Here is a 25,810-nt window from a genome sequence, read left to right on the forward strand (position 1 = left end):
CTGCTACGGAGACCCATGAACACCTACCTCGACTCCCTCTTCTCCCTCGACGGCCGCACGGCGATCGTGACCGGCGGCAGCTCCGGCATCGGCCGAGGCATCGCGACCGCGCTCGCCCGCGCAGGAGCCGCGACCGTCGTCGTCGCACGCGGCCGGGACCGCATCGACGAGACCGTGCGCGCGCTGACGGACGACGGATGCCGCGCCGCCGGCGTCGTCGGAGACCTCAGCACCCGCGACGGCATCCGTGCCGCCGCCGAGGCGGCCGCCCTTCCGTTCGGGGAACCGGACGTCCTCGTGAACTCGGCGGGGATCAACATCCGCCCGGCCTACGCCGAGATCACCGAGGCCGACTGGGACGCCACGATGACGGTCAACGCGCTCGCCCCGTTCCTGCTCGGCCAGCGCTACGCCCGCGGCATGGCCGAGCGCGGCTACGGCCGGCTGATCCACATCAGCTCGCAGCAGGCGCATCGCGCCTTCGTCGGCAGCGGTGTCTACGGCGCGTCCAAGGGCACGCTGGAATCCCTCATGCGCTCGGAGGCCGAGGCCTGGGGCGGGACCGGAGTGACGAGCAACACGCTCGTCCCCGGCTTCGTGCTGACACCGCTGAACGCACGCCTGCAGGAGGACCCGGAGAAGATCTCCGCGCTCGCTGCGCGCACGATGATCGGCCGCAACGGGATGCCGGACGACTTCGCCGGCGCCGCCGTCTTCCTGGCCGGTGCGGGGTCCGGCTATGTCACCGGCCATTCGCTGTTCGTCGACGGCGGGATGTCGGCGCACTGATCCGCGGCGTCGCGGGAGGCCTCGCGTCGGAAAACCCAGATGCACTGCTCCCCCGGCGGCACGTCGACCTCGCGACTCGCCATCAACGGATCGGCTCGTCCGCGTTTTCCCGCTCAGAGATCCGTGTCCGGCGGCGGCTCAGGGACCGTGCGCACATCCAGCAGCGGCACGGGCGTGGTGAGGGCGGCGACGGCATCCTCGCCCGCGGAGTCGTCGGGCGCGCGATCGGCGCGGCGATCGGCGAGGGCCGCCGTCACCGCGCCGCCGAAGTGCCGGGCGACCTGCGCCGCGGCCTCCGCCCCGTCGATGCGGGCCGCGGCCACCTGCTGCGCGGCGAGCTCGGCGTACAGCCCGCCGGCCGCGAGCAGTTCGGCGTGCGTGCCGGACTCGACGATCCGCCCCGCTTCCAGGACGTGGATGACGTCCGCGCCCATGATCGTCGAGAGGCGATGCGCGATCGAGAGGACGGTGCGCCCCTTAGCCGCCTCGTCGAGGGCCTCCTGGACGACCCGCTCCGAGACCGTGTCAAGGGCGGAGGTCGCCTCGTCGAGCAGCAGCACGGGCGGATCCTTCAGCAGCACCCTCGCGATCGCGATGCGCTGCTTCTCACCGCCGGAGAGCCGGTAGCCGCGCTCGCCGACGATCGTGTCGTAGCCCTTCTCGAACCCGGCGATGATGTGGTGGATGTTCGCCGCGGTGCACGCCGCGATCAACTCCTCCTCGCTCGCCCCCGGCTTGGCGTAGAGCAGGTTCTCGCGAATGGTCGCGTGGAACAGGTAGGTCTCCTGGGAGACGATCCCGACGTCGTCGATGATCGACTCCTGCGTGAGGCCGTGCACGTCGGCGCCGGCGAACAGCACTTCGCCCCCCGCGGCGGCGTAGAGCCGGGGGGCGAGGTACAGCACGGTCGTCTTGCCCGCGCCGGACGGTCCGACGAAGGCGACATGCTGTCCCGGCTCGGCGACGAAGGACACGTCCTGCAGCGTCGGCCTGGCATCCGCCGACGCGTCCGGATAGCGGAAGACGACGTCGCGGAACTCGATCCGCCCGCGCGGGCCCGGCGCCTCCGGCACGGTGATCGCGTCCGGCGCGTCCTGGATCTCGGGCACGAGGTCGAGGTACTCGAAGATGCGCGCGAACAGCGCAGCAGAGGTCTGCAGGTCGAGCGCGACCCGCATGAGGCCCATGAGCGGCTGGAGCAGGCGCGCCTGGACGGTCGTGAAGGCGACGACCGTGCCGGCCGTGATCGCTCCGGCGCCGCCGGCGATGAGGTAGCCGGCCACGAGGTAGATCACGGCCGGGACGGAGGCCATCAGCACCTGGACGACGGCGAAGAAGCCCTGTCCGCTCATCGCTCTGCGCACCTGGAGACGCACCTGATTGCGGTTCTCCTCCTGGTAGCGCTCCGACTCGGTGCGCTGCCGGTTGAACGCCTTGGACAGCAGCATCCCCGAGACGCTCAGCGTCTCCTGCGTGATCGATGTGAGCTCGGAGAGCGACTCCTGCGTCTCGCCTGCGATGCGCGCCCTCACCTGGCCCACACGACGCTGCACCACGATGAGGAACGGCATCAGCACGACCGCGATGAGCGTCAGCCGCCAGTCGATGAGGATCATGGCGACCAGTGAGGCGATGACGGTGACGACGTTGCCGAGGATGCTGGTGACGGTGTTCGTCAGCACGCCGGAGACGCCGCCGACGTCGTTCTGCAGGCGGGACTGGATCACTCCCGTCTTCGTCCGGGTGAAGAAGCCGAGCTCCATCGCCTGGAGGTGCTCGAACAGCCGCACCCTGAGGTCGCCCGTGACGCTGTTGCCGACGGTCGAGGTGAACCAGGTCTGCGCGACGCCGAGGACGGCGGAGAGGAGGAACAGCCCCACCATGATGAGCACGAGCCGGATCAGCAGCCCCAGCTGCGGGTCCCCTCCGGCGACGGGGAACAGCGCGTCGTCGAAGATGCGCTGGACGATGAGCGGAGGGATCACGGCGATGCCCGCTCCGGCGACGACGAGGACACCGGTGATGACGATGCGGCCGAGGTACGGCCGGAAGAGCGCCACGACCCGTCGTCCGAGGCCTGCGATCTTCGGGGCCTGGGCGTTCAGCTTCTTCTGCGCCGCCTCGTCCACGCCCCGGAATCCGCCACCGCCGCCACCGCGTCCGCCGCCCATGCTCATGCGGTCAGCCTAGACCCGGCGAAGAAAACCCCTCCGCCCGGGAATGCTGTGTCCCCTCCCCCGGTTATTCTTGAAGCTTGCCCTCGTGCGGATGCCGTTTCCTCGGTTCCGCCGGTGGTCTTTCCGCCCGCCCCACACCCTGAGGAGACGTCATGGCCACCGCGACCGGTTCTGTTCCCACCACGAAGCCCGCAGCGAAGCCCGCGCCCATGGTCTCCCCTTCGGACATGCGGGTGATCTGGCTGCTCCTCGTCGCCGCCTTCGTCGCGATCCTCAACGAGACCACGATGGGCATCGCGATCCCCGATCTGAACGCCGACCTCGGCATCCCGCCGGAGCTCGGTCAGTGGCTGACGAGCGCATTCATGCTGACGATGGCCGTCGTCATCCCGACGACCGGATTCCTGCTGCAGCGCTTCACCACCCGCCAGGTGTTCCTCGCCGCGGCGTCGGCGTTCTCGCTGGGCACCCTGGTCTGCCTCGTCGCGCCCGGCTTCACGGTGCTGCTCGTGGGACGGGTGATCCAGGCGGCCGGCACCGGCATCATGATGCCGCTGCTCATGACGACGATCATGAACGTCGTCCCGCCGCAGTCGCGCGGGCGCATGATGGGTCGCGTCGGCATGGTCATCTCGCTCGCGCCGGCGATCGGTCCCGTCCTGGCGGGCGCGGTCCTCGACGCACTGAACTGGCGCTGGCTGTTCGGCATCGTGCTTCCGATCGCCCTCGTGTCGCTGGCGATGGGGGCGAAGTGGCTGACGAACCTCGGCGAGACGAAGAACGCCCCGCTCGACGTGCTCTCCATCCCGCTGGCCGCGCTCGGCTTCGGCGGGTTCGTGTACGGACTCAGCCAGTTCGGCGGCGAAGGCGGATCCGGTGCGACGGTGGGCGTGATCGCCATGGTGGTCGGCGTCGTGGCCCTCGCCCTGTTCGTCTGGCGTCAGCTCGTCCTGCAGCGGGCCGACGATGCGCTGCTGGATCTGCGGGTCTTCCGTTCTCGGAACTTCACGATGGCCGTCATCATCATGTCGATCGTGGCGCTGTCGATGTTCGGCACGCTGACCCTGCTGCCGCAGTACCTGCAGAAGGTCGTCGGCCTCGACGCCTTCCAAGCGGGTCTCACCCTTCTGCCCGGGTCCGTGCTGATGGGGCTTCTGGGTCCGATCATGGGCAGGATCTATGATGCGCGCGGCACGCGCACGCTGCTGGTGCCCGGCACGATCATGATCATGGCAGCGCTGTTCTTCTACGCGACCGTCACCCAGAACACGCCGTGGTGGCTGCTCATCGCCGTGCAGACGGTCATGTCCGTCGGACTGGCGATGTCCTTCACCCCGCTGTTCTCGGCCTCGCTCGGCTCGCTCCAGCGCTCGCTGTACTCGCACGGATCCGCCGTGCTGAACACCCTGCAGCAGGTGGCCGGTGCGACCGGCGTCGCGGTGCTGACGGTGACGTACTCGTCCATCCTGCACGCCGGCGAGAATGCGGGCCTGAGCACTCCCGTCGCCGGGGCCCCTGGAGCTCGCACGGCGTTCCTCATCGCGGCGATCATCTCGGTCGCGGCGTTCGCGCTGAGCTGGTTCGTGAAGAAGCCGGCAGACGACGCCGGCGAGGGATTCCCCGGCGGTCACTGACCTGCCTTCTCACGGTTATCGACCGAGGGGGCCGGTCGGTCCCGCGGGATACCCGACCGACGGGAGGGTCGGATCAGCCCGGTCGCCGATCCGTGCGGTCACCGATCGACCAGGACACGGCGATGAGCCACCGAGACGCTGCGAGAAGCTCAGGCGCCGGGGAGGGCGCAGGCGCCTCCGCAACAGGAGCCCGCATTCGCATCGCCCAGCAGGTTGAGTCCGGCGGGGGCGACGAGCGGCTGCACGGGAGCCGCGGCATCCGAGATCTGAGGAGTGCTCATGCTCCCAATGCTACGCCCGAGTAGGGGCGCGGGCGCAACCGCGCTCTCGCCGCCCATGACGAACGGCTGGCTGCCGCTCGTCGTGAACGACGCGACCACGCCCAGCGACCGGCGCTGCCGACCCCCGCAAACGATGCGGCCGACTCCGCCCTTTCCTCAGGCGGCGAGGGTGTAGCGGGCGTTGCCGCCCAGTCGTGGCGTGCGTTGCGGATCCACGTGGGGTGGCGGGATGAACCAGACGCGTGCGTTCACGCCCGCGCCGTCGATGCGGATCTCCCATCCGTTGTCGTGGATGCGGTGATGGCAGGTCTCGCAGAGGAGGATGCCGCGATCGAGATCGGTGCGGCCGTCGTCTCGGGTCCACCAGTCGAGATGATGCGCTCGGGTCATGCCGGGCGGGAGGGTGCACATCGCACAGCCTCCGTCTCGTTCGACGAGGGCGAGGCGTTGCGCCCGAGTGAAGAACCGCTTCTCTCTGCCCCAGTCGAGGATCTCGCTGTTCGTTCCGAGCACCGCGGGGATCGTTCCTCCACCGGCTGCCATCCTCCGAACCGCACCGATGCTGACCGGCTGGTCGATGCCATCGACCGTGCCCGATCCAGTGCCTGCGGTCAGGTCGTCGAGGGAGACGCGCACGATCACCGTCACCCCTGCGAGAGCGGGTGCATCGGCGTCACAGCCGATGACGTGCTGGCAGAGCGCGCTCAGCGCATCGGCCTGAAGCTGGGGCACCGTCCGGCGGTCGGCATCCGGAGCATCTGGGTCGAGCGCATGCGCCCGTGACGCGAACGTCGCGTTCACGTATCCCTGGATCGCCGCCTTGATCGGTGCGCCGTCTTCGACAGGGAAATCACCGTCCAGATGGAGCATCCCCTTCCTCTCGAACACACGCAGGGCGCGACGAGACCGCCGCTCCTCCTCGGCCGGCGCGATGCCATCCGGGTCGAGGTGCGCCTCGGTGCGGACGATGAGCTTACGCACCTCGTCCAGCGACAGCCCGATCGCCCTCGTCGCCAGCAGCTCCTCCGCCTCCGAGACCCGCTCCGGCCCCGCGACGAGACGCACTCGATCGAGCAGAGCGATGATCAGACTCGCAGCCGGGGCGCCCAGGACGCCGCAGGAGAGCGCACGCCGCACCGCCGGATACTTTGCCGGCAGAGGCGCGCCCCGCAGATCCGCCCGCGGTGCGACCGCCTCGCCGACGCGCACGAGCCGAGCCGCCTCGCCCGCCGATGCCCCGCTGGTCGCGGAGATCATCAGACTCGGGCTGCGGAACCCCTGCTGCTTCGCCAGCGACTCCGAGCCGAGTTCCGCACGCGACTCGTGCGCGATGACGGCGGCGACCTCCGCCTGCAGACCGTCGACGAGACGATGCAGAGCGCCTAACGCGTCGTTCGCGGCCAGGAGACGGAGCCTGCCGAGTTCGCCTGCGCCTTCGGCATCCGCCCATGCCGCATCGAGGCGGTTGACCGCCTCATGCAGAACGTCCAGATGCTTCGATGCCATGCCCTCTACGGTACGCCGATCGCGCGCCGGAGTCAAATATATGTTCGAATAGGACAGCCACGCATCGGGGAGACATTCGCTCTTTCGGACGACTCATCCGAGCCCGACCACGAGGTTGATCGTGGTCGCCAGGATCACCGTCGCGAACAGATAGGCCAGCAGGGTGTGCGCCACGACGATGCGGCGGATCGCGTTCGTCGTGACATCGGTGTCCGCGACCTGATACGTCATGCCCAATCCGAGGCCGAAGTACACGAAATCGGTGTACTCCGGAGGCTCGTCCTGGTTGAAGTCGATGCCGCCCTCGGGGTCGCCGTAGTACAGACGCGCATAGCGCAGCACGTAGTCGACCTGGATAAGCGCCCAGGAGGCTGCGACGCTCAGCACGGCGATGCCGGCCAGCACGTACTCCTGAGGAGCCGCGGTCTCCTGCCCCTGAGCCAGCACCACGCCGACGGCGACGAGGCTCACGAGGCTCCCCAGCACGGAGAACACCCGCGCCGTCCTCCTCCCCGGCGCTTCGGCGGTGGCGTGTCCCCTGGTCGCGGCGGCGTCCATCGGCCAGATCAGCACGAGCACCCAGACCACGTTGACCAGGGCGAAGACGCCCCAGGCGGCGACCACTCCGGCCGCCGCCCCCAGAGTGGCGGTGACGAGGATCCCCGTCGCGAGGCCGGCGAGGATCGCGAGGATCAGGCGCAGGCGGACGAGCGTCCGCAACGGGAGCCGGCTCATCCCCGAAGTCTAGGGCGTGCTGCTCCCTCACCGTCGCGCTTCGCGCCTCCCGCCCGCCGTCGTGCAGCGGCAGGCGGGGACGAGGGGCCCGGGAGGGCTGGACATCCGCTCCCGCCGGGCGCGAGACTTCTCGGCATGGAAGTGGATGATCGGGCAGACGGCCGGGACGAGACGCCGAACGAGCGCGCCGACCGCAACTGGGACGAGCTGATGCAGGAGCTGCGCGTCATGCAGACCGGCACGCAGGTCCTCTCCGGCTTCCTTCTGGCGGTCGCGTTCCAGCCGCGGTTCACCGACCTCGACGACCTGCAGCGCGGTCTCTACCTCGTTCTGGTGGGCCTCGCGGCTCTGGCGACGATCCTCGCCCTGACACCGGTCGGACTGCACCGCGCCCTGTTCGGGCGCCGTCGCAAACCGCAGCTCGTCCGCTTCGCCTCCTTCATCGTGCGCGCCGATCTCATCGTGATCGGCGCCCTCACGATCGGCGTGACGACCCTGATCGTCGACTTCGCTCTCGATCGCGCGACCGCGATCGTCGTGCTGATCGTCGTCACCGTCGTCGTCCTCGCCCTGTGGGCGATCCTGCCCCGATGGGCCGGTCGCGACGACGACGACATCAGCGCGGATCGCTGACGAGCCGCTTGCGCAGGATGAGCTGAGCGGTGCCGTCCCACCTCACCGGCGTCGGCCGGCGATATCCGCGACAGCGCGATGTCCGGGGACGGGCACGTCCACGTCGATGGTCTCGATGATCCGCTGCATGATGATCCTCCTGAAGGGTGGGCGGCATCCCATTCAGCAGGCGGACACGCCTCGCGCCATAGGGCCTTGACATGGAGCGACCCCGCCATGCCGATAGCCGCATACGGCCTCGCGTACCGTGGACGGATGCTCGCACGCCCCCTCTCCCGCCTCTTCTGGGCGTTCAGCCGCTGGACGCTCGCCGGCGAGCGAGCGCCGTCCCGTCCGACGATCCTGCTCGGAGCCCCGCACACCTCCAACTGGGACTTCGTTCTCATGCTCGCGATCGCCTGGCGCCTGGGCATCGACGTGCACTGGCTGGGCAAGAGCAGTCTCTTCCACGGCTGGCGCGGCCCGATCATGCGCCGTCTCGGCGGCATCCCCGTCGATCGAGACAGCCCCGGCCGCGTCGTATCGGACGTGGTCGACCGGGTGCGGGCCGGTGGCGTCTTCGGCCTCGTGATCACACCGGACGGCACCCGGGGCGGCAACGCGCATTGGAAGAGCGGCTTCTACCGGATCGCCCGCGAGACCGGGATGCCCGTGACCCTCGGCTACGTCGACCGGACCACGATGACGACGGGCCTGGGTCCCACGATCGAGCTCACCGGAGATGTGGTCTCCGACATGGACCGCATCCGCGCCTTCTACGCCGACAAGGCGGGCGTCCGCCCTGAACACCGCACCGAGCCGCGGCTGCGGGAGGAGGACCAGCGCCCAGATCACGCCGTGTGACACGGCCGCTTCGTCCTGGCGCACGGCCCGTCTAGCATCGGACGATCCGCGGCGTCCTGGGGGCGGCGGATCGAAGGGATCACCATGACCGACACCGGACGACTCGGATTCTCCACCCGGCAGCTGCATGCGGGCGCCGTGCCGCATGGCCCGCACGCTCCGCGCGCGACGCCGATCTACCTCACGGCGGGGTTCGAGTTCGACGACCTCGACGACGGCCGCGCCAGGTTCGCCGGGACCAGCGACGGCTACAGCTATACGCGCGTCGGCAATCCGACCAACGCCGCCGTCGAGCGGCGGATCGCCGATCTCGAGTCCGGGGCTGACGCGGTCCTGGTGAGCACCGGGCAGGCCGCGGTCGCGACCACGCTGCTCGCGCTCGTGGGCAGCGGCGATCACGTGCTCGCGTCCGCCAGCCTCTACGAGGGCACCAGAGAGCTCCTGCGGGACGATCTCGGCCGGCTCGGGGTGGAGGTCACGTTCGTCGGATCCCCGTCCGATCCCGAGGCCTGGCGCGAAGGCATCCGACCCCGGACCCGACTGCTGCTCGGAGAGTCGATCCCGAACCCGAAGAACGACATCCTCGACATCCGCGCGGTCGCCGGCATCGCGCATGCCGCAGGCCTCCCCCTCGTCATCGACAACACGCTCGCCACCCCCTATCTGCTGCGTCCGATCGAGCACGGCGCGGACATCGTCGTGCACTCCGCGAGCAAGTTCCTCGCCGGGCACGGGACGGTGCTGGGCGGTGCGATCGTGGATGCGGGCACGTTCGACTGGGCGTCCCGCCCCGACGCCTACCCGCAGCTCGCCGCCGACCGCGGACCGGACGGGCTCACCTTCGCCGAGCGCGGCGGCCGCACGGCCTTCGCGGGCTTCGCGCGGAAGGTGGCGATGCGCTACGGCCCCTCTCCTTCGCCGCTGAACGCCTTCCTGCTGCTGCAGGGCATCGAGACGCTCTCACTGCGGGTGCAAAGGCAGTCCGAGACGGCTCTGCGGATCGCCACCTGGCTCGAGGCTCAGCCCGAGGTCGAGTCCGTGGACTACAGCGGCCTCCCCTCGAGCCCCCACCGGGCGCTCGCCGACCGCTACCTCCCCCGCGGGCAGGGCTCGGTGTTCGCCGTCACGCTGCGAGGCGGGCTGGAGGCCGCCAGGGCGGCCATCTCGGAGCTGTCGATCTTCACCCACATGACGCACCTCGGCGATGTGCGCTCGCTCGTCCTGCATCCGGCCTCCACCACGCACATCTTCCGAGATGCCGCGGACCGGGAGGCCGCCGGCATCGGCGCCGGGCTCCTGAGGCTCTCCATCGGCCTCGAGGATCCCGAGGACCTCCTCGCCGATCTGCGCAGCGCTCTGGACGCCGCGGGATCCGTCGCCGATGTCCTCGCCGTGGACGTGGAGGCGGTCGCGTGACGCGCCCGCAGCATTTCGGATGGTTCCTGTCCCGCGGGTTCGGGCCGCACGGCTGGGCACGTCCGTACTTCGAGTGGGACTACGACTGGCAGCGCCCCGATCTCTACCAGCAGTCCGCCAGGGAGCTGGAGCAGGCCGGATTCGACTTCGTCCTCATCGAGGACGCCCTCTCGATCGGCATCACCCCGGAGACCCTCGGCCTCCGGGTCCGGAAGGCGTACGGCGGGCCGAAGCACGACCCGTGGACGCTCGCCCCCTATCTCTTCGCGGCGACGCAGCACCTCGGTGTCATCCCGACCGCGAACGCCGGCGCCTATCCGCCCTACCTCGCGGCCCGGCAGTTCGCCTCGCTGCAGCATCTCAGCGCGCATCGGCTCGGCATCAACGTCGTCACCGATGTCGGCAGTGCGCATCATTTCGGCCAGGAGAGGCTGCCGCACGACGCCGCCTACGATCGTGCGCAGGAATGGCTGGATGCGCTGCGGCTGCTCTGGCACAGCTGGGACGACGACGCGCTGATCGCGGATCCGGTCAGCCAGGTGTACGCCGACGGCGCCAAGATCCACGCGGTGCGGCACCGTGGCGAGTACTTCTCCTTCGACGGACCGCTCAACGCCGCTCCCTTCCCCGCCGGAGATCCTGTCATCGCGTCGCCGGGCGGGTCGCCTCGCGGCGTCGACTTCGCCGGATCCAACTCGCAGATCCAGCTGGCCCTGGCGAACCTCGACGTCGAGAGCATCCGCGCCTATCGCGCCAAAGTCCGCGCGGCGGCGCTCGCGCACGGACGGGATGCCTCGGACATCCGCACGCTCTTCGTCTTCAAGCCCGTCGTCGCCGCGAGTCCCGAGGAGGCGGATCGCATCGTCGCGCACTCGGCGGCCCCGGACGAGGCCACGCTGCGAGAGGTCGCCGAGGCGTGGTCGAGCGATCTGGAGACCGACCTCACCGTGCTCGACCTCGACGAGCCGCTGGACACGGCGATCTTCGGCGATCATGTCTCGAAGGGCACGATCCGCGGGCTCCAAGGCGAATTCGACTCCTTCGAGGGAGTGCCGCTGCGCGACATCCTGACGGGGAAGGCGCGCCTTCGCCGTGTCGGCGATCCACGCGGCGGAACGGTGGGCACGGCCGACGAGATCGCGGACCTCATCGAGAGCCTCGGAGACGACGCCGACAACGACGGACTGATCTTCTCCGGCGATCTTCATCCGGTGACGATCCACCGAGCGCTCGACGAGCTCGTGCCGATCCTGCGTCGCCGCGGCATCCTGCGCTCGGAGTTCACGGGAGCGGGCCTGCGGGCGGATCTCTCCGCGTTCTGAGCCCGGACTCGCATTGTCGGTCCGCACGCGGGTCGCGTCAAGGGGGTTCGAAATGGTCCCCCCGTCGGGAATCGTGGCCGGGACACGCCTCGACCGGGGTGTGTCCGCGAACGGAAGGAGAGCCTCGTGCTCACCCTCACCGACAATGCAAACGCCGTCGTGACCTCGATCGTCACGGGGCAGAACCAGGGCGAGGATGCGGGCCTGCGCATCGAGACGGCGCAGGGCAGCGGCCCTGCGGGCGAACCGCGTTTCGCGGTGCGCGTGGTGTCCGCCCCCGAGCCGGCCGATCAGGTCATCGAAGCGGCGGGCACCCAGGTGTTCCTGGAGACCGAGGCCGCCGAAGCGCTGAACGACAAGGTGCTGGACGCCGGCGTCGATGGCGAAGGATCGGTCAGCTTCACGATCCTGCCGCAGCCCGTCTGATCCGGACGCCCTGACCATCGGAGGAGCGGTCCCCGCCCCCGGTCGACGCATCGCCGGCCGGGGGCGGGGCCGTGCCAGGGCTGCAGACCGCTCCACCCGTCGGGCTTCGCCCGGCGGTCCCCTCGCCCGCATGGTCGACGGCGCGCATCCGCCCGGTGATCGAAGACATCCGTTGCAGCCGCGCATCCGGGCGTATTGAATGGGCCACACGCGCCCCTGCAGCAGCGGCGGCGGCGGACCGAAGCACGCGCGAGAGGGAGAACGGCGATGGCCTATGACGACGCTCGACTGCAGGAGATGGCACGCGACCACCTGTGGATGCACTTCGCACGGCAGTCGGTGATGACCGAGGGCCCGGGCGTCCCGATCATCGTGAAGGGCGAGGGGCACCACATCTGGGACTCCCAGGGCGGGAAGTACATCGACGGCCTCTCCGGACTGTTCGTCGTGAACGCCGGGCACGGACGCCGCCGGCTCGCCCAGGCGGCCGCGAAGCAGGCCGAGGAGCTGGCGTTCTTCCCGATCTGGTCGTATGCGCACCCCGCGGCGATCGAGCTCGCCGATCGCATCGCGGATCTCGCGCCGGGAGACCTGAACCACGTGTTCTTCTCCACCGGCGGCGGTGAGGCCGTGGAGACCGCGTTCAAACTCGCCAAGCACTACTTCACGCTCCGCGGCAAGCCCGCGAAGCACAAGGTGATCTCCCGGTTCGTCGCCTATCACGGCACCCCGCAGGGCGCTCTCGCGATCACCGGTCTGCCGGGGATGAAGTCGATGTTCGAGCCGGTCACGCCCGGCGGATTCCGGGTGCCGAACACGAACTGGTACCGGGCGGGCGAACTGGGCTTCGCGGGCTCCACAGAGGAGGAGTTCGGCATCTGGGCGGCCGACCGGATCGAGGAGATGATCCAGTTCGAGGGCCCCGACACCGTCGCCGCCGTGTTCCTCGAGCCGGTGCAGAACTCCGGCGGATGCTTCGTGCCGCCGCCCGGCTACTTCCGGCGCGTGCGGGAGATCTGCGATCGTCACGACGTGCTGCTCGTCTCCGACGAGGTCATCTGCGCCTTCGGCCGGCTGGGCGAGTACTTCGGCGCCACGCACTACGGCTACCAGCCCGACATGATCACCTTCGCCAAGGCGGTCACGAGCGGCTACTCGCCGCTGGGCGGGACGATCGTGAGCGACCGCGTATACGAGCCGTTCGCGACGGGGAACGTCTCGTTCCCGCACGGCTACACCTTCGGCGGCCATCCGGTGTCTGCGGCGGTGGCTATGGAGAATCTCGACATCTTCGAGGAGGAGCGGCTGCTGCAGAACGTGCGCGAGAACTCATCGGCGTTCCGCGCGACGCTCGAGAGACTGCTCGATCTCCCGATCGTCGGGGATGTGCGCGGCGACGGCTTCTTCTTCGGGATCGAACTGGTGAAGGACAAGAACACGAAGGCGACCTTCGATGAAGACGAGTCCGAGCGGCTGCTGCGCGGGTTCCTCTCCAGGGCGCTCTTCGATGCCGGGCTGTACTGCCGGGCCGACGACCGCGGCGATCCGGTCATCCAGCTCGCTCCTCCGCTGACGATCGGTCAGAGGGAGTTCGACGAGATCGAGCAGATCCTGCGCGGGGTGCTGACCGAGGCGTGGACCCGGATCTGAGCAGGCGTCAGCGCGCTCGGAAGGCGTCGAGGAGAAGGTCGAGCAGCCGCCCGGAGCGAGCGCGCTCGTCCGGGGAGGAAGACGGCCGCGCGACGCCGGACATGGCCACGAGCGCATCGTACGGGTCGACGTCGGCACGCAGCGTGCCGTCCTGCGCACCCGCCGCGAGCAGATCGCTCAGCGCCTGCGTGAGACGTGCCCGGCTCTCCCGGAAGGGATCGCCGCCGGAGGCGATGACGGCGTCGAGCGCTGCCCGCATGTCCTGCTTGGTCGTGGCGTAGTCGAGGAAGCGGTCCATCCAGATCCGCAGCGCCTCGGCTCCCGAGCGCCCGAGGAGCAGTGCGGGCACGGAATCGCACAGCTGGATGAGCTCGTTGCGGTAGACCGCGTCGATGAGCACCTCCCTGGTCGGGAAGTTGCGGTAGAGCGTGCCGATGCCGACACCCGCTTCCCCGGCGATCTGCTCGAGCGGGACATCCGGAGACTGCTGCAGGCGATCCGCGGCCACCTCGAGGAGACGTTCGCGATTGCGCCTCGCGTCGGCGCGCATCGGCCGCTCTGCGTCGTTCATCGATCTCCTCGGGAATAAGCGGAGGTGCCTCCGGTTAAACTCTTCGAAGCGGAGGATCCTCCGTTTCATTCTACGACCCTCATTCGGGAGGAATCCATGTCAGAACGCATCGTGACGCCGTTCGGTCCGACGACGACGGCCGCCGAGGTCGTCTCGGGAATCGACCTCACCGGCGGGCGCACGATCGTCACCGGCGGCGCCTCGGGCATCGGCGTCGAGACGGCTCGTGCGCTCGCCTCGGCCGGCGCGGAGGTGACGCTCGCGGTCAGAGACGCGGATGCCGGCGCGCGGATCGCCGAGGACATCGCGCGATCCACCGGCAATGATCGGATCCTGGTCGGACGGCTCGATCTCGCCGATCTGGACTCGGTGGCGGCGTTCGTCTCGGAGTGGGACGGGCCGCTGAACATCCTCGTCAACAACGCCGGCGTCATGGCGTCGCCGTTCGGCCGCACGGCGCAGGGATGGGAGCTGCAGTTCGGCACCAACCACCTCGGCCACTTCGCGCTGGCCGCGGGGCTGCACGATCGGCTCGCCGCCGCGGGCTCCGCACGCGTCGTGTCGGTGAGCTCGAGCGCGCATCACCGCTCCCCCGTCGTCTTCGACGACATCAACTTCGAGCGGCGCGAGTACGAGCCCTGGTCCGCGTACGGCCAGTCGAAGACCGCGAACGTGCTCTTCGCGGTCGAGGCGTCACGGCGGTGGGCCGCGGACGGCATCACCGTGAACGCGCTGATGCCCGGCGGCATCCGCACGAATCTGCAGCGCCACGTGTCGATGGCCGAGCTGGAGGAGCGTCGCGCCGCCGCGGGCGGTGCCGCACTGCCCTGGAAGACGACGGAGCAGGGAGCGGCGACCTCGGTCTTCGTCGCGACCTCGCCGCTGCTCGACGGCGTCGGCGGTCGATACTTCGAAGATGTCAACGAAGCGGTCGTCGGGGAGCTCAGCGCACGCAACGGCGTCGCCGAGTACGCTCTCGACCCGGAGGCCGCCCGTCGCCTCTGGGACCTCTCGGCCGCGGCCGTCGGTCGCTGACGCCACGATCCGCCGCCGAGGGCGCTGCCCCGACCGAGGGGATCGGTCGTGATGCAACGCCCTCGGCAGCCGGTCACGCGTCGAGACGGGGCATCCTGCGACGGACGCCGAGCCTCACCCCTTCTCGACGGGAAGCCACAGCTCCGCATCGACGAAGTCGGCGGTCAGCTCGCGATAGCGGACGATCGACGGGCCGGGGCGCAGCCGCCACGGGTTCGACGGGAACCACTCGGTGGCCGTCGCCGCCCAGAGGTTCTGCAGGGTCTCGGGGAAGGGACCGCGGACGGCGAAGACCGCCCACGTCCCGGCTTCCGCTGCGATCGTGTCGAGATCGGCAGGCACGGCGGTCCGCGAGGTCATCGCGACACCGTGCAGATAGGTGACCGGAGACCCTTCCGGCGCATCCGGCTCCGCATCGGCGGTCACGGCGAGGATGCCGGCGGGCTCCGTGTCCGCCAGGGCCTTGAGCCTCGCATGCTCCCCGGGATCGAGGGAGGCGATGTGCGCCTGGATGTGCGGATTGACCCCCGCATGGATCAGCGGGATGCGAGTGGCATGGCCGGCGAGCGTGAACGCCGGGCGATCGGTGATGGTGACGTGCATGGGGGTGCTCCCTTCGACGCTCAGGCGGAACCGGAGCGTGGGTTGTGTGCTGAGCGGACCGCCCGATCGACGCGCCTCGGCCGGAGCCGTCCCGTGCACGGCACGGAAGGCGCGGCCGAACGCCTCCGCCGATCCATAGCCGTAGCGCACGGCCACGGCGAGCAGGTCAGGGGCGCCGTCGACGAGGTCGGCCGCCGCCATCGTCATCCGGCGGCGGCGCGTGTACTCCGACAGGGGCATCCCCGCGAGCGCCGAGAACATCCGGCGCAGGTGGTACTCGGTGGTGCCGCGGCTGCGCGCGAAGGCGGCGACGTCGATCTCGTCCTGCAGATTCTGCTCGACGAGATCGACCAGGGCGTTGAGCGTGCCGATCATGGATCCTCCTTTCACGCTCCAGCATCCGCCGAAGGACACCGGGGCCGCCCGATCGTTCCGGACCGATTCCGTCAGCACCGCCCGACATCCTCGCCCTCGGGAATCCTCACCGGTCGAGCGCCGCGGGATGCCGCGCGAGAGTCGCGCTTCCCGCCGAGAAGTCAGGCGCCGTCGTGCTCCGCGCGGAACACGTACACGAGGGCGTTGGCATGGCCGTGCCCCATGCCCCGCTCCTTGAGGAACGCCACCTGCTCGCCGTGCTTCTTCCCCGCGTGCGGACGCAGCTCGGCGATCCATTCATCGATGGCTCTGCCGTACTTCGCCTCGATCGAGGGGAAGTACGACTTCGGGCCCTTCACCTGCTCTGACATGGGCTCCTCCGAAGGCTGCTCAGCACCGAGGATACGCGGCCGCCGTCGCCGACGGAACGCCTCGTGACCGACCGCTGTCCGTCAATCCCAGTCGAGGTACTCCTCGACGATGACGGCGGTCTCGATCGGGTGCGTCGCGGGGAAGAGATGGTCTGCGCCGTCGAGGGTGCGGATGCTGGCGCGCTCCGGCGCCGTCGCATACAGGCGTTCGCCGGTCTCGGCGAGGGTGACCGCGTCGTCCGCGCCCTGGACGATCAGGACCGGGATGGCGGGGGCGAGGGGGATGTCGACGTCCTCCGCGCCGAGCAGGAGCAGGCCGTTCACGCGGTCGGTGTGCGACGCCGCGAGCACCCGCGCCACGGTTCCGCCGAAGCCGTGCCCGCCGATCCAGGTGTCCTCGATGGCGAGGTGGTCGAGGACCGCGACGGTGTCGGCGACGCGCTCTTCGAGCGTCGCCGCTCCTTCGGAGCCGGTCGCGATCTTCACGACGCGGAAGCCCGCCTCCTCGGCGAGGTAGTGCGAGATGACTCCGAGGACGTCCTCGTCGAGTCCGCGGCCGGGAACGAGCACCAGCGTGACGGGTCCCTCGCCCTCGTCGGCATAGGCCACGGCACGACCCGCCGGGTCGAAGATGCTGCTCTCGGTCACGGGGGGGGTCCTCTCGCGTTCAGGGGTTAGCTCCACCTTACCTGCGGCGTCGACACGCCGGGAAAACGGGGCTCAGCCGCAGAAGGCGTCGACGGAGGACTTCACCTGTTCGACGACCTCGATCGCCTCCGGGGACTGCAGATCGGTCGCACCGGCGAGCTGCTCGGCGCCGGCGCCGATCGCATCACCGATCCGTCCTCCCACATCGTCGGCCACCCCGTCGAGCGTCGTCACGAGATCGTCTCGCGCCGCCTCGACCTGCTCCTCGGTCGCTTCGCCCGTCTCGAGCAGCGCCTCATACCGCGCGTAGGCGTCGTCGAAGGTCGCGCAGATCTCCTCCATCGGGATGCCGACCGCATCACCCGCGATCTGGGCGACCTGAGAGCATCCGGCGAGGAGGCCGACGGCGAGCAGGGGCACGAGGGCGAGGCGGCGCATGAGGTCGAGCGTAGCCGGGCGGGCTGGGCTGCTCCAGCGTAGCGGTGACCGGACGGGCCCGTCTCACCGCGTCAGGTCGCAGGAGTCATCACTTCAATTCTGTTCCCGAAGCCGTCACGGGCGTGAAAACGGACATACCCCTCGAACGTGTCACGCTCTGCCCAGGAGAGTTCGTACCCACCGCGTTCGATCCGCACAGCCGTCGCCTCGAGTGCCTCCAGCGAAGCACAGACGAGACCCGGATGCGCCTTCTGCGCGGGACGGAACGGATCATCGACTCCGAGGTGGATCTCGGCGGCGACGGCTTCTCCGTCGTAGGCACGGAACCAACAGCCCCCGCGACCCGCCAGAGACGGCGGTTTCGGGACCTCCGTCAGTCCGAGCGCATCGCCATAGAAGCGACGCGCCTCTTCCTCCTGGCCCCGGGGCATGGAGATCTGCACGTGATGAAGCCTCATCGCTCCTCCGATTTATCTTGATGTCAAGATGAAATCATCAACTCTGCGCGTGAGCAAGGTTCGCGCCGTCTAAAGGGCGATCAGGCCCTCGCCACACGGTGAAGCGGAGCTCCAGATGCGTTCGGCGTCCTTGTCACCGAACGATCCGATCACGAGATCGGCGCATGACGCATCGCGTCGATAACTCTAGACGTTGAAGCGGAACTCCACGACGTCGCCGACTCTCATCACGCCATCCGCGCGCGCATCGCGAGCAGTCCGTGATTCACGATCGCATTCACGACCTCACGAGCAACCTCATCACGGCCCGCGCCATCCGCATCCAGGGTCCACCACTTGTCGCGACCATCGATCAGCGTGCCGATTCGGCTGGACCAGTCGTGGATCCCTGCCGCATACATTACGTTCGGGCTAGGCTTTGCAGGAAGCCACCCATGCTCCTCGCGGGCCGCCGACCACTTTGCCTTGGCGATGACCTGCAGGTTCACCGTGAACTTCACGATTTCTCGGGTGCTGGACGTTGAGGATTGCACGCCCACCTGCGCGAAGAACCGCGGACTCGGCACGGCGAATATCCGCTCTGTCCCTCTCAGCCCTTGCGCTCGCAATCGAGGCGCGATCTCTTCACGCAGCACGAGCTTCAGCTGATCTTGCGATGACATCGCGATCCTCCACTCGGTATCGAGATGCCTAACTGTGACGGAACTCCACCACGTCGCCGTCCTGCATGACGTAGTCCTTGCCCTCGAGGCGAGCCTTGCCCTTGGCGCGCGCCTCGACGACCGAGCCGGTGGCGACGAGGTCCTCGAACGAGACGATCTCGGCCTTGATGAAGCCCTTCTCGAAGTCGGTGTGGATGACTCCGGCCGCCTGCGGCGCCTTCCATCCCTTGCCGATCGTCCAGGCTCGGGCCTCTTTGGGGCCCGCGGTGAGGTACGTCTGCAGCCCGAGGGTGTCGAAGCCGATGCGGGCGAGCTGGTCGAGGCCCGATTCCTCTTGCCCCGTGGAGGCCAGCAGCTCCGCCGCGTCCTCCGGGTCCAGGTCGATGAGCTCGGACTCGATCTTCGCATCCAGGAAGATGGCCTTCGCCGGCGCGACGAGCGCTTCGAGCTCGGCCTTGCGCGCAGCATCCGTCAGCACGCCCTCGTCGACGTTGAAGACGAAGATGACCGGCTTCGAGGTCAGCAGCCCCAGCTCCTTGATCGGCGCCAGATCGATGCCGCTCGTGGACAGCAGGATGCCGCGCTCGAGGGCGTCCTTCGCAGCGTTCGCCGCCTCCAGCACGGAGGGGTCGAGCTTCTTGCCCCTGACCTCCTTCTCGTACCGGGTGATCGCCTTCTCCAGCGTCTGCAGGTCGGCGAGCATGAGCTCGGCGTTGATCGTCTCCATGTCGGACGCCGGGTTGACCTCGCCGTCGACGTGCACCACGTCGCCGTCGGAGAAGCCGCGGACGACCTGGGCGATCGCGTCGGCCTCGCGGATGTTCGCGAGGAACTGGTTGCCCAGCCCCTCCCCCTCGCTCGCGCCGCGCACGATGCCCGCGATGTCGACGAACGACACGGTCGCAGGAAGGATGCGCTCGCTGCCGAAGATCTCGGCGAGCTTGGCGAGCCGCTCGTCCGGCAGGCTGACCACGCCGACGTTCGGCTCGATCGTCGCGAAGGGATAGTTCGCCGCGAGCACGTCGTTCTTGGTCAGAGCATTGAAGAGGGTGGACTTGCCGACGTTGGGCAGGCCGACGATGCCGATAGTGAGAGCCACGGATGACGAGTCTACCCGCGCGGGATGCCGCTCCCCTGCGGGATCAGTGCGATGACGTCCCGGAGCGATCGGCCGTCATGATGCGGCACGTCCGACCGGGGCGCCGCAGCGGCGTCCCGGTTGATCCAGACGGCGCGGATGCCGGCGTCCGCAGCTCCGACGACGTCGGCTGCGAAGTTGTCGCCGACGTGCAGGGCCTGCCCGGCGCGGATGCCGAGCCCCGCCAGCGCTCTCTCGAAGATCTCCGCGTCGGGCTTGAGGACTCCGATGTCGCCGGAGGCGACCACGAGATCGAAGTAGCCGCCGATGCCGACCTCTGCGAGCTTGGCGCGCTGGAACGCGGCGGGGCCGTTCGTGATGAGGCCGATCGACATTCCGTCGCGCCGCAGCGTGCCGAGCACGTCGAGAGTCTCGTCGAAGAGGGTGAAGGTGCTGCGCTCCGCCTGCACGTGCAGCACGACCGCCTCTTCGACGAGCGCGGGGTCATCGCGACCGAAGCGCTCCAGCGTCAGCCGCCAGATCTCCCTGGGGAGCGCGTCCTCGCCGAGCTCTCCGCGCATCCACCGCTCACCCTGCTCCGACCAGCAGTCCCGCCAGGCCGCGGTGTTCGCGGCGAGGATGTCGTCCGATGGCAGTCCGTGCCGCAGCTCCAGGGTCCGAGCGGTCTGCCGGACCGCCTCGCCCGCCCCGTCGCGCACGAGAGTGCCGTCGAGGTCGAAGAACACGGCCGCGATGGGGTCAGTCACCGCGTACCGCCCGGAACGCCCTCGTCACGTAGGGAAGATCGAGCGTACCGCCGTCCGCCAGCCCGAGATCGTCGAGGAGCGCGTCCAGCTCGCGCCGGATGCGCACCCTCTCCTCCGTCGGCGCGGTGATGACGTAGCTGCGCGACTCCGCCATGAGATGCAGCTGCTCGCGCGTCATCGGGCGCGACCATTCCCATTCCGCCGCCTCGAGCGCTCCGAACGGAGCCGCGACCTGCGGACCGTCGCCCTCGAACATCCCGGATGCCGGGGAGGTGCGCATGATCTCCGTCAGCCGCTGCACCCATTCCGAGCGATCGTCCCTCAGATTCCAGACGAGGCCGAGGACGCCCCCGGGACGCACGACGCGCCCGACCTCGGCGGAACCGGCCACCGGCTCCACCCAGTGCCATGCCTGCCCCAGCACGACGGCGTCGACGCTCGAATCGGGCAGCGGCAGCGCTTCTGCGGCCCCCACGTACGTCGGCACGCCCGGCACGTTCTCCCGCAGGGTCTGCAGCATCGCCGGGTCGGGATCGATCGCGACGACCTCGGCGTCAGGCGCCTTCGCGAGCACGCGCGTCAGCTTGCCGGTTCCCGCGCCGACGTCGGCGACGCGGTGCGCGCCGTGCGACAGCGGCTCCAGCATCCACGCCACCGCGTCGAACGGATAGTCGGGGCGCCCCGCCTCATAGCTCGCCGCCTCCGTGCCGAAGGATGTCGCCCGCGCATCGCTCATGTGGCCAGCCTACGGCGAGTCTGCGACATCGGCCCGCGCCTGCGGAGGAGAGTGAGGACGTGCCCCTGGACTTCACCGCGATCGACTTCGAGACGGCGAACTCCAGCCCCGCGTCCGCGTGCTCCGTCGGGCTCGTACGGGTGCGAGGCGGGGAGGTCGTCCAGGCTGCAGGATGGCTGATCCGCCCGCCGTCGGGCCATGACGACTTCCAGGAGTGGAACGTGAGGATCCACGGCATCCGCCCGCAGGACGTCGTGGACGCCGCCACCTGGCCGGCGCAGTTCGACCGGCTGTGCGACTTCGCCGGCGCGGACGTGCTCGTCGCTCACAACGCCGGGTTCGATCTGAACGTGCTCCGCAAGGCATCCGCCGCCACCGGCCTCGACTGCCCTCCGTACCGTTCGCTGTGCAGCCTGCAGGTGGCCCGCAAGACCTACGAGCTGGACTCCTACCGCCTGCCCAAGGCGGCGGCCGCCGCCGGTTTCGCCGAGTTCGCCCACCACGACGCCCTCGCGGATGCGCGCGCCTGCGCGCAGATCGTCATCGATGCGGCGCGCCGGGTGGGCGCGTCCGACGTCGAATCCCTCGCCGCAGCGCTCGGGCTGCGCGTCACGAACGCTCCGGTCGCCGCGCCGGAGCGCGCCGTCGCCTGACGCGCGGCCCTCCTTCCGGACGATGTCGGAGGCCAGGAGCACACTGGCTTCATGGATGCTCCGCTGATCGTTCTCCTCGTCGCCCTGGCCCTCGCGGCGGGCGCCGGCGCCGGCTGGTTCGCCCGCGCCTCCCGCGACGCGACGGCGCTCGCACGCGCCGAGGCTGAGCTCGCCGCCGCCCGCGACGATCGCGACAGGCAGTACGACCTCTACCGGGACGCCGTCGAGCACGCCCGCCTCCAGCAGAGCGCGGAGGCACAGCGCGTGCAGGAGCAGCACGCGGTGCTGACCGCATTGGCGCCGGTGCGCGAGAGCCTGCAGCAGATGCAGCGCACCGTGACCTCGCTCGAGCAGGAGCGGCATGCGCAGTTCGGCTCCCTCGCCGAGCAGCTGCGACGCGCTCAGGAGTCGGACGAGGCGCTGCGGGCCACGACCGAGTCGCTCGCCGGAGCGTTGCGCTCGACCGCCACGCGCGGCGTCTGGGGCGAGACTCAGCTGCGACGCGTCGTGGAGGCCGCCGGGCTCACCAGGCACGTCGACTTCGATCTGCAGTCCACGATCTTCTCGGATCATGGTCAGGGCCGGCCCGACATGGTCATCCGCCTCGCCGGCGGCGCCTCGATCGCGGTCGACGCGAAGGTGCCGTTGGACGCCTACCTCGAAGCCAGCGCCCTCGGCATCGGCGAGAAGGACGAGACCGCTCGCCGTCAGCTCATGCAGAAGCACGTCAAGGCGGTGCGCGCACACGTCGACGCCCTGGCCAAGAAGGCATACTGGTCCGGCCTCGACTCCAGCCCCGAATTCGTGATCTGCTTCCTGCCGAACGAGGCGCTCCTCGCGACCGCGATCGACGAGGACCCCACCCTGCTGGACCATGCCTTCGGCAAGCGCGTGGCGCTCGCCTCGCCTGTGAACCTCTGGGCGGTGCTGAAGACCGTCGCCTACACCTGGACCCAGCAGGAGGTCTCCGCCGAGGCGCGCACCCTTCTCACCCTCGGGACGCAGCTCTACGAACGCCTGGGAACGCTCGCGGGTCACGCCGACGATCTGCGCCGGGCACTCGAGCGAACGGTCGACAGCTACAACCGCTTCGCCGGGTCCCTCGAGAGCCGCGTCCTGGTGACGGCACGGCAGTTCCCCGGAATCGATGCAGGCGGTCTGGACGCGACGCCGCAGACCATCACATCGCCGGTGCGGCGCTTCACTGCCGCCGAGCTGATCGACGAGACACCCGATCCGACGGGGTTGCGGGCCGATGTCGGCGATGTCCGCGCTCGGTTGACGGCGGACGCCCCGGAATCGACTGTCCCGGAAGACTGACCGATCAGGCGCTTCCCGGCACCCAGCTGAGCAGCGCGATGACCAGGCCGGAGGTCACGATGAACGCGCCGATCATCCACCAGGCGCTGAGCTCATGACCCTCGTCGCGGCGGACCCGGAACAGGACGTCCGCACGGCGCGAAGGATCCTGCGCGATCCCCGAGCGCGCGGCGGCGGCGGTCTGCGCCGAGGCGGCAGCACCGTCGGGGCGGCTGGTCGAACCGAGCGATCCGTCCTCGTTGACCCGGAGGATGCGACCCGTCGCCGTGGTGACCACCTTGGCCGGTGCGGCCTTCTCGCTGCGCTCCTGCTGCGTGCTCATCGTTCCGTCCTCCTCCGGCCGCGCGAAGGCGCGCGACGAGATCCGGCCCCATTCTGCCAGCCCCGGCTGGGAAAGTCGGGATCCGGCCCGCTCCGCACGGGTACCGGCTCGGTAACGATGCGCTCAGCGCCTCACAGCCACTTGGACACGAGGTGCTCCGACGCGATGCGACGCAGCGTTCCCGACGCGCCGCGCAGCACGACGGACTCGGTGTACACGTAGCCGCCGTCGCGGCGGACGCCCGCGACCAACTGACCGTCGGTGACGCCGGTGGCGACGAAGATCGTGTTGTTGCCCTGCACGAGGTCGTCCGCCTCGTGGACCTTGTCGATGTCGAGTCCCGCGTCGATGCCGCGCTGCCGCTCCTCATCGTCGCGCGGCCAGAGCCTGCCCTGGATGTGACCGCCCAGGGCCTTGATGGCACAGGCGGTCACGATGCCCTCAGGGCTGCCGCCGACGCCGACGCACATATCGGTGCGCGCACCGTGCCTGGCCGCGTTGATGCCGCCGGCGACATCGCCGTCGCTCATGAGGCGGGTCCCCGCCCCGGCGTCGCGGATCTCCTGGATGAGCTTCTCGTGCCGCGGACGATTCAGCACCGAGACCACGATCTCGTCCACGGGCTTGCCCAGCGCCTTCGCCAGCAGCCGGATGTTCTCCCCGATCGGCAGACGGATGTCCACGACGCCGACGCCGGCGGGACCGGTGACGAGCTTGTCCATGTAGAAGACGCTCGACGCGTCCAGCATGGTGCCGCGGTCGGACACGGCGATCACCGACAGCGCGTTCTGGCGTCCGGCCGCGGTCAGCGAGGTCCCGTCGATCGGATCGACCGCGATGTCGCACGCCGGCCCACGGCCGGTTCCGACCTCCTCGCCGTTGAACAGCATCGGAGCGTTGTCCTTCTCGCCCTCGCCGATGACGACCCTGCCCTGGAAATCGACGGTGCCCAAGAAGGCGCGCATCGCGTCCACGGCCGCACCGTCCGCGGCCTCCTTGGCCCCTCGCCCGATGAAAGGCACGGCGCGGATCGCCGCCGCCTCGGTCGCGCGCACCAGCTCCAGTGCGAGATTGCGGTCGGGACGCAGGGGGCTCAGATCGGCCGTCAGACTCACCATGCGGTCAGCCTAACCAGCATGCAGGACGGAACATGCGGGATTATGCGTCGATATGGATGAAGGAATCGCCATTCTTAACAGGAGCGAAGCAGAGGCCCGCGCTGATCATCCTCGGCACAGGCATCCACCGCCCGCGGCGATAGAGTGACTGCTGTCCCGGCTTCATCTATCGCAGGAGTTCCTCATGCCCGTCGCCACTCCGGATCAGTACGCAGAAATGCTCGACCGCGCGAAGTCCGGTGGCTTCGCCTACCCGGCCTTCAACGTCTCCAGCTCCCAGACCATCAACGCCGTCCTCCAGGGCCTGACCGAGGCCGGCTCCGACGGCATCATCCAGGTGACCACGGGCGGCGCCGACTACTTCGCCGGGCACACCGTCAAGGCGCGCGCGACCGGCGCACTGGCCTTCGCCCGCTACGCCACCGAAGTCGCCAAGAACTATCCCGTCACGGTCGCCCTGCACACCGACCACTGCCCGAAGGACGCCCTCGCCGGATTCGTCGAGCCGCTCATCGCCGCCAGCGAGGAGGAGGTCAAGGCCGGCCGCAACCCGATCTTCCAGTCCCACATGTGGGACGGCTCCGCGGTCCCGCTCGCGGAGAACATCGAGATCGCCAAGGATCTGCTCCCCCGCATCAAGAACATCAACGCCATCCTCGAGGTCGAGATCGGCGTCGTCGGCGGCGAGGAGGACGGCGTCGCGCACGAGGGCTCCAACGAGGCGCTCTACACGACGTTCTCCGATGTCGACCAGGCCGTCCAGGCGCTGGGCCTCGGCGAGCAGGGACGCTACATCGCCGCCCTCACCTTCGGCAACGTGCACGGCGTGTACAAGCCGGGCGGCGTGAAGCTGCGGCCGGAGCTCCTCGGCGAGATCCAGGAACAGGTCGCCGCGAAGTACGGCACCGGCCCCAAGCCGCTCGACCTCGTCTTCCACGGCGGCTCCGGCTCCACCGCCGAGGAGATCGCGCTCGCGGTCGCCAACGGCGTCGTCAAGATGAACATCGACACCGACACGCAGTACGCGTTCACCCGGGCGATCGCCGGGTACATGCTCCAGAACTACGACGGCGTCCTGAAGATCGACGGCGAGGTCGGCAACAAGAAGCAGTACGACCCGCGGGCCTGGGGCAAGGTCGCCGAGTCGGCGATGGCCGCCCGCGTCGTCGAGTCCACCCGTCAGCTGGGCTCCTACGGTCAGTCCCAGAGCTGACGCGTCCCTTGCGACCTACGAACGCCCCCG

General features: G+C 69.5%; 28 protein-coding genes. 12 read left to right on the forward strand and 16 right to left on the reverse strand.

What is annotated here, in order from left to right; translation table 11 throughout:
• The first annotated feature begins 15 nt into the window (after positions 1 to 15).
• A complete protein-coding gene (locus tag ACYVGQ_RS16000; protein WP_460785671.1) occupies positions 16 to 789 on the forward strand; it encodes an SDR family NAD(P)-dependent oxidoreductase in 774 nt (257 codons plus the stop codon).
• A 113-nt stretch (positions 790 to 902) separates the two neighbouring features.
• Here the strand turns inward: ACYVGQ_RS16000 and ACYVGQ_RS16005 are convergent, their stop codons facing one another.
• Entirely contained in the window at positions 903 to 2,960 is a 2,058-nt protein-coding gene (locus ACYVGQ_RS16005; protein ID WP_460785988.1) for an ABC transporter ATP-binding protein, read from the reverse strand.
• A gap of 158 nt (positions 2,961 to 3,118) precedes the next feature.
• Between ACYVGQ_RS16005 and ACYVGQ_RS16010 the strand changes: the two genes are divergently transcribed.
• A complete protein-coding gene (locus ACYVGQ_RS16010) occupies positions 3,119 to 4,600 on the forward strand; it encodes a DHA2 family efflux MFS transporter permease subunit (RefSeq protein WP_460785672.1) in 1,482 nt (493 codons plus the stop codon).
• 149 nt (positions 4,601 to 4,749) lie between these two features.
• On the opposite strand, the gene ACYVGQ_RS16015 is transcribed toward ACYVGQ_RS16010, so the two are convergent.
• The 3 genes from ACYVGQ_RS16015 to ACYVGQ_RS16025 all read right to left on the reverse strand — a co-directional run bounded on the left by ACYVGQ_RS16015 (position 4,750) and on the right by ACYVGQ_RS16025 (position 7,122).
• On the reverse strand, positions 4,750 to 4,881 hold the full coding sequence (locus ACYVGQ_RS16015; RefSeq protein ID WP_460785673.1) for a hypothetical protein: 132 nt from the start codon (positions 4,879 to 4,881) through the stop codon (positions 4,750 to 4,752).
• A 156-nt stretch (positions 4,882 to 5,037) separates the two neighbouring features.
• Positions 5,038 to 6,387 (reverse strand): HNH endonuclease, encoded by a 1,350-nt coding sequence (locus ACYVGQ_RS16020; protein ID WP_460785674.1) that lies wholly within the window; start codon positions 6,385 to 6,387, stop codon positions 5,038 to 5,040.
• Positions 6,388 to 6,480: 93 nt separating this feature from the next.
• A complete protein-coding gene (locus tag ACYVGQ_RS16025; protein WP_460785675.1) occupies positions 6,481 to 7,122 on the reverse strand; it encodes a DUF1345 domain-containing protein in 642 nt (213 codons plus the stop codon).
• Between the two features lie 135 nt (positions 7,123 to 7,257).
• Here ACYVGQ_RS16025 and ACYVGQ_RS16030 point away from each other — a divergent pair, with 135 nt between their 5' ends.
• The 6 genes from ACYVGQ_RS16030 to ACYVGQ_RS16055 all read left to right on the forward strand — a co-directional run bounded on the left by ACYVGQ_RS16030 (position 7,258) and on the right by ACYVGQ_RS16055 (position 13,412).
• Positions 7,258 to 7,755, forward strand: a complete 498-nt coding sequence (locus ACYVGQ_RS16030; RefSeq protein WP_460785676.1) for a DUF6328 family protein — start codon at positions 7,258 to 7,260, stop codon at positions 7,753 to 7,755.
• A 255-nt stretch (positions 7,756 to 8,010) separates the two neighbouring features.
• Positions 8,011 to 8,598, forward strand: coding sequence for a 1-acyl-sn-glycerol-3-phosphate acyltransferase (locus ACYVGQ_RS16035; RefSeq protein WP_460785678.1), 588 nt, complete (start codon positions 8,011 to 8,013; stop codon positions 8,596 to 8,598).
• An 84-nt stretch (positions 8,599 to 8,682) separates the two neighbouring features.
• Complete coding sequence (locus ACYVGQ_RS16040; RefSeq protein ID WP_460785679.1) at positions 8,683 to 10,014, forward strand: O-acetylhomoserine aminocarboxypropyltransferase/cysteine synthase family protein; 1,332 nt, start codon at positions 8,683 to 8,685, stop codon at positions 10,012 to 10,014.
• Complete coding sequence (locus ACYVGQ_RS16045) at positions 10,011 to 11,336, forward strand: NtaA/DmoA family FMN-dependent monooxygenase (RefSeq protein ID WP_460785680.1); 1,326 nt, start codon at positions 10,011 to 10,013, stop codon at positions 11,334 to 11,336. The genes ACYVGQ_RS16040 and ACYVGQ_RS16045 overlap by 4 nt, the downstream gene beginning before the upstream one ends.
• A gap of 126 nt (positions 11,337 to 11,462) precedes the next feature.
• Positions 11,463 to 11,762 (forward strand): Fe-S cluster assembly protein HesB, encoded by a 300-nt coding sequence (locus ACYVGQ_RS16050; RefSeq protein WP_460785681.1) that lies wholly within the window; start codon positions 11,463 to 11,465, stop codon positions 11,760 to 11,762.
• Positions 11,763 to 12,029: 267 nt separating this feature from the next.
• Positions 12,030 to 13,412: an aspartate aminotransferase family protein gene (locus tag ACYVGQ_RS16055; RefSeq protein WP_460785682.1), complete on the forward strand. Its 1,383-nt coding sequence runs from the start codon at positions 12,030 to 12,032 to the stop codon at positions 13,410 to 13,412.
• A gap of 7 nt (positions 13,413 to 13,419) precedes the next feature.
• Here the strand turns inward: ACYVGQ_RS16055 and ACYVGQ_RS16060 are convergent, their stop codons facing one another.
• Positions 13,420 to 13,983: a TetR/AcrR family transcriptional regulator gene (locus tag ACYVGQ_RS16060; protein WP_460785683.1), complete on the reverse strand. Its 564-nt coding sequence runs from the start codon at positions 13,981 to 13,983 to the stop codon at positions 13,420 to 13,422.
• Positions 13,984 to 14,079: 96 nt separating this feature from the next.
• Between ACYVGQ_RS16060 and ACYVGQ_RS16065 the strand changes: the two genes are divergently transcribed.
• Positions 14,080 to 15,018 (forward strand): SDR family NAD(P)-dependent oxidoreductase, encoded by a 939-nt coding sequence (locus tag ACYVGQ_RS16065; protein ID WP_460785684.1) that lies wholly within the window; start codon positions 14,080 to 14,082, stop codon positions 15,016 to 15,018.
• Between the two features lie 114 nt (positions 15,019 to 15,132).
• On the opposite strand, the gene ACYVGQ_RS16070 is transcribed toward ACYVGQ_RS16065, so the two are convergent.
• The 9 genes from ACYVGQ_RS16070 to ACYVGQ_RS16110 all read right to left on the reverse strand — a co-directional run bounded on the left by ACYVGQ_RS16070 (position 15,133) and on the right by ACYVGQ_RS16110 (position 21,154).
• A complete protein-coding gene (locus tag ACYVGQ_RS16070) occupies positions 15,133 to 15,996 on the reverse strand; it encodes an AraC family transcriptional regulator (protein ID WP_460785685.1) in 864 nt (287 codons plus the stop codon).
• Between the two features lie 161 nt (positions 15,997 to 16,157).
• Complete coding sequence (locus ACYVGQ_RS16075) at positions 16,158 to 16,367, reverse strand: DUF4287 domain-containing protein (protein WP_460785686.1); 210 nt, start codon at positions 16,365 to 16,367, stop codon at positions 16,158 to 16,160.
• An 81-nt stretch (positions 16,368 to 16,448) separates the two neighbouring features.
• A complete protein-coding gene (locus tag ACYVGQ_RS16080) occupies positions 16,449 to 17,015 on the reverse strand; it encodes an alpha/beta fold hydrolase (protein ID WP_460785687.1) in 567 nt (188 codons plus the stop codon).
• A gap of 72 nt (positions 17,016 to 17,087) precedes the next feature.
• On the reverse strand, positions 17,088 to 17,453 hold the full coding sequence (locus ACYVGQ_RS16085) for a hypothetical protein (protein WP_460785688.1): 366 nt from the start codon (positions 17,451 to 17,453) through the stop codon (positions 17,088 to 17,090).
• Positions 17,454 to 17,524: 71 nt separating this feature from the next.
• The gene (locus ACYVGQ_RS16090; RefSeq protein WP_460785689.1) at positions 17,525 to 17,911 is read right to left on the reverse strand and encodes a VOC family protein; all 387 of its coding nucleotides are present in this window, start codon (positions 17,909 to 17,911) and stop codon (positions 17,525 to 17,527) included.
• 227 nt (positions 17,912 to 18,138) lie between these two features.
• Positions 18,139 to 18,573 (reverse strand): DUF4304 domain-containing protein, encoded by a 435-nt coding sequence (locus ACYVGQ_RS16095; protein WP_460785690.1) that lies wholly within the window; start codon positions 18,571 to 18,573, stop codon positions 18,139 to 18,141.
• A gap of 28 nt (positions 18,574 to 18,601) precedes the next feature.
• Positions 18,602 to 19,672: a redox-regulated ATPase YchF gene (ychF, locus tag ACYVGQ_RS16100; protein WP_460785692.1), complete on the reverse strand. Its 1,071-nt coding sequence runs from the start codon at positions 19,670 to 19,672 to the stop codon at positions 18,602 to 18,604.
• 11 nt (positions 19,673 to 19,683) lie between these two features.
• Entirely contained in the window at positions 19,684 to 20,418 is a 735-nt protein-coding gene (locus ACYVGQ_RS16105; protein ID WP_460785693.1) for an HAD family hydrolase, read from the reverse strand.
• A complete protein-coding gene (locus ACYVGQ_RS16110) occupies positions 20,411 to 21,154 on the reverse strand; it encodes a class I SAM-dependent methyltransferase (RefSeq protein WP_460785694.1) in 744 nt (247 codons plus the stop codon). The genes ACYVGQ_RS16105 and ACYVGQ_RS16110 overlap by 8 nt, the downstream gene beginning before the upstream one ends.
• Positions 21,155 to 21,213: 59 nt before the next feature.
• On the opposite strand from ACYVGQ_RS16110, the gene ACYVGQ_RS16115 reads away from it, so the two are divergent.
• Positions 21,214 to 21,807, forward strand: coding sequence for a 3'-5' exonuclease (locus ACYVGQ_RS16115; RefSeq protein ID WP_460785695.1), 594 nt, complete (start codon positions 21,214 to 21,216; stop codon positions 21,805 to 21,807).
• Between the two features lie 51 nt (positions 21,808 to 21,858).
• Complete coding sequence (locus ACYVGQ_RS16120) at positions 21,859 to 23,127, forward strand: DNA recombination protein RmuC (protein WP_460785696.1); 1,269 nt, start codon at positions 21,859 to 21,861, stop codon at positions 23,125 to 23,127.
• 4 nt (positions 23,128 to 23,131) lie between these two features.
• Here the strand turns inward: ACYVGQ_RS16120 and ACYVGQ_RS16125 are convergent, their stop codons facing one another.
• Both ACYVGQ_RS16125 and glpX read right to left on the reverse strand, forming a co-directional pair.
• A complete protein-coding gene (locus ACYVGQ_RS16125) occupies positions 23,132 to 23,449 on the reverse strand; it encodes a hypothetical protein (protein ID WP_460785697.1) in 318 nt (105 codons plus the stop codon).
• Positions 23,450 to 23,580: 131 nt separating this feature from the next.
• The gene (glpX, locus tag ACYVGQ_RS16130; protein WP_460785698.1) at positions 23,581 to 24,567 is read right to left on the reverse strand and encodes a class II fructose-bisphosphatase; all 987 of its coding nucleotides are present in this window, start codon (positions 24,565 to 24,567) and stop codon (positions 23,581 to 23,583) included.
• A gap of 184 nt (positions 24,568 to 24,751) precedes the next feature.
• Here glpX and fbaA point away from each other — a divergent pair, with 184 nt between their 5' ends.
• Positions 24,752 to 25,780, forward strand: coding sequence for a class II fructose-bisphosphate aldolase (gene fbaA / locus ACYVGQ_RS16135; RefSeq protein WP_460785699.1), 1,029 nt, complete (start codon positions 24,752 to 24,754; stop codon positions 25,778 to 25,780).
• The last annotated feature ends 30 nt before the right edge of the window (positions 25,781 to 25,810 follow it).

This window comes from Microbacterium tumbae (assembly GCF_054780175.1).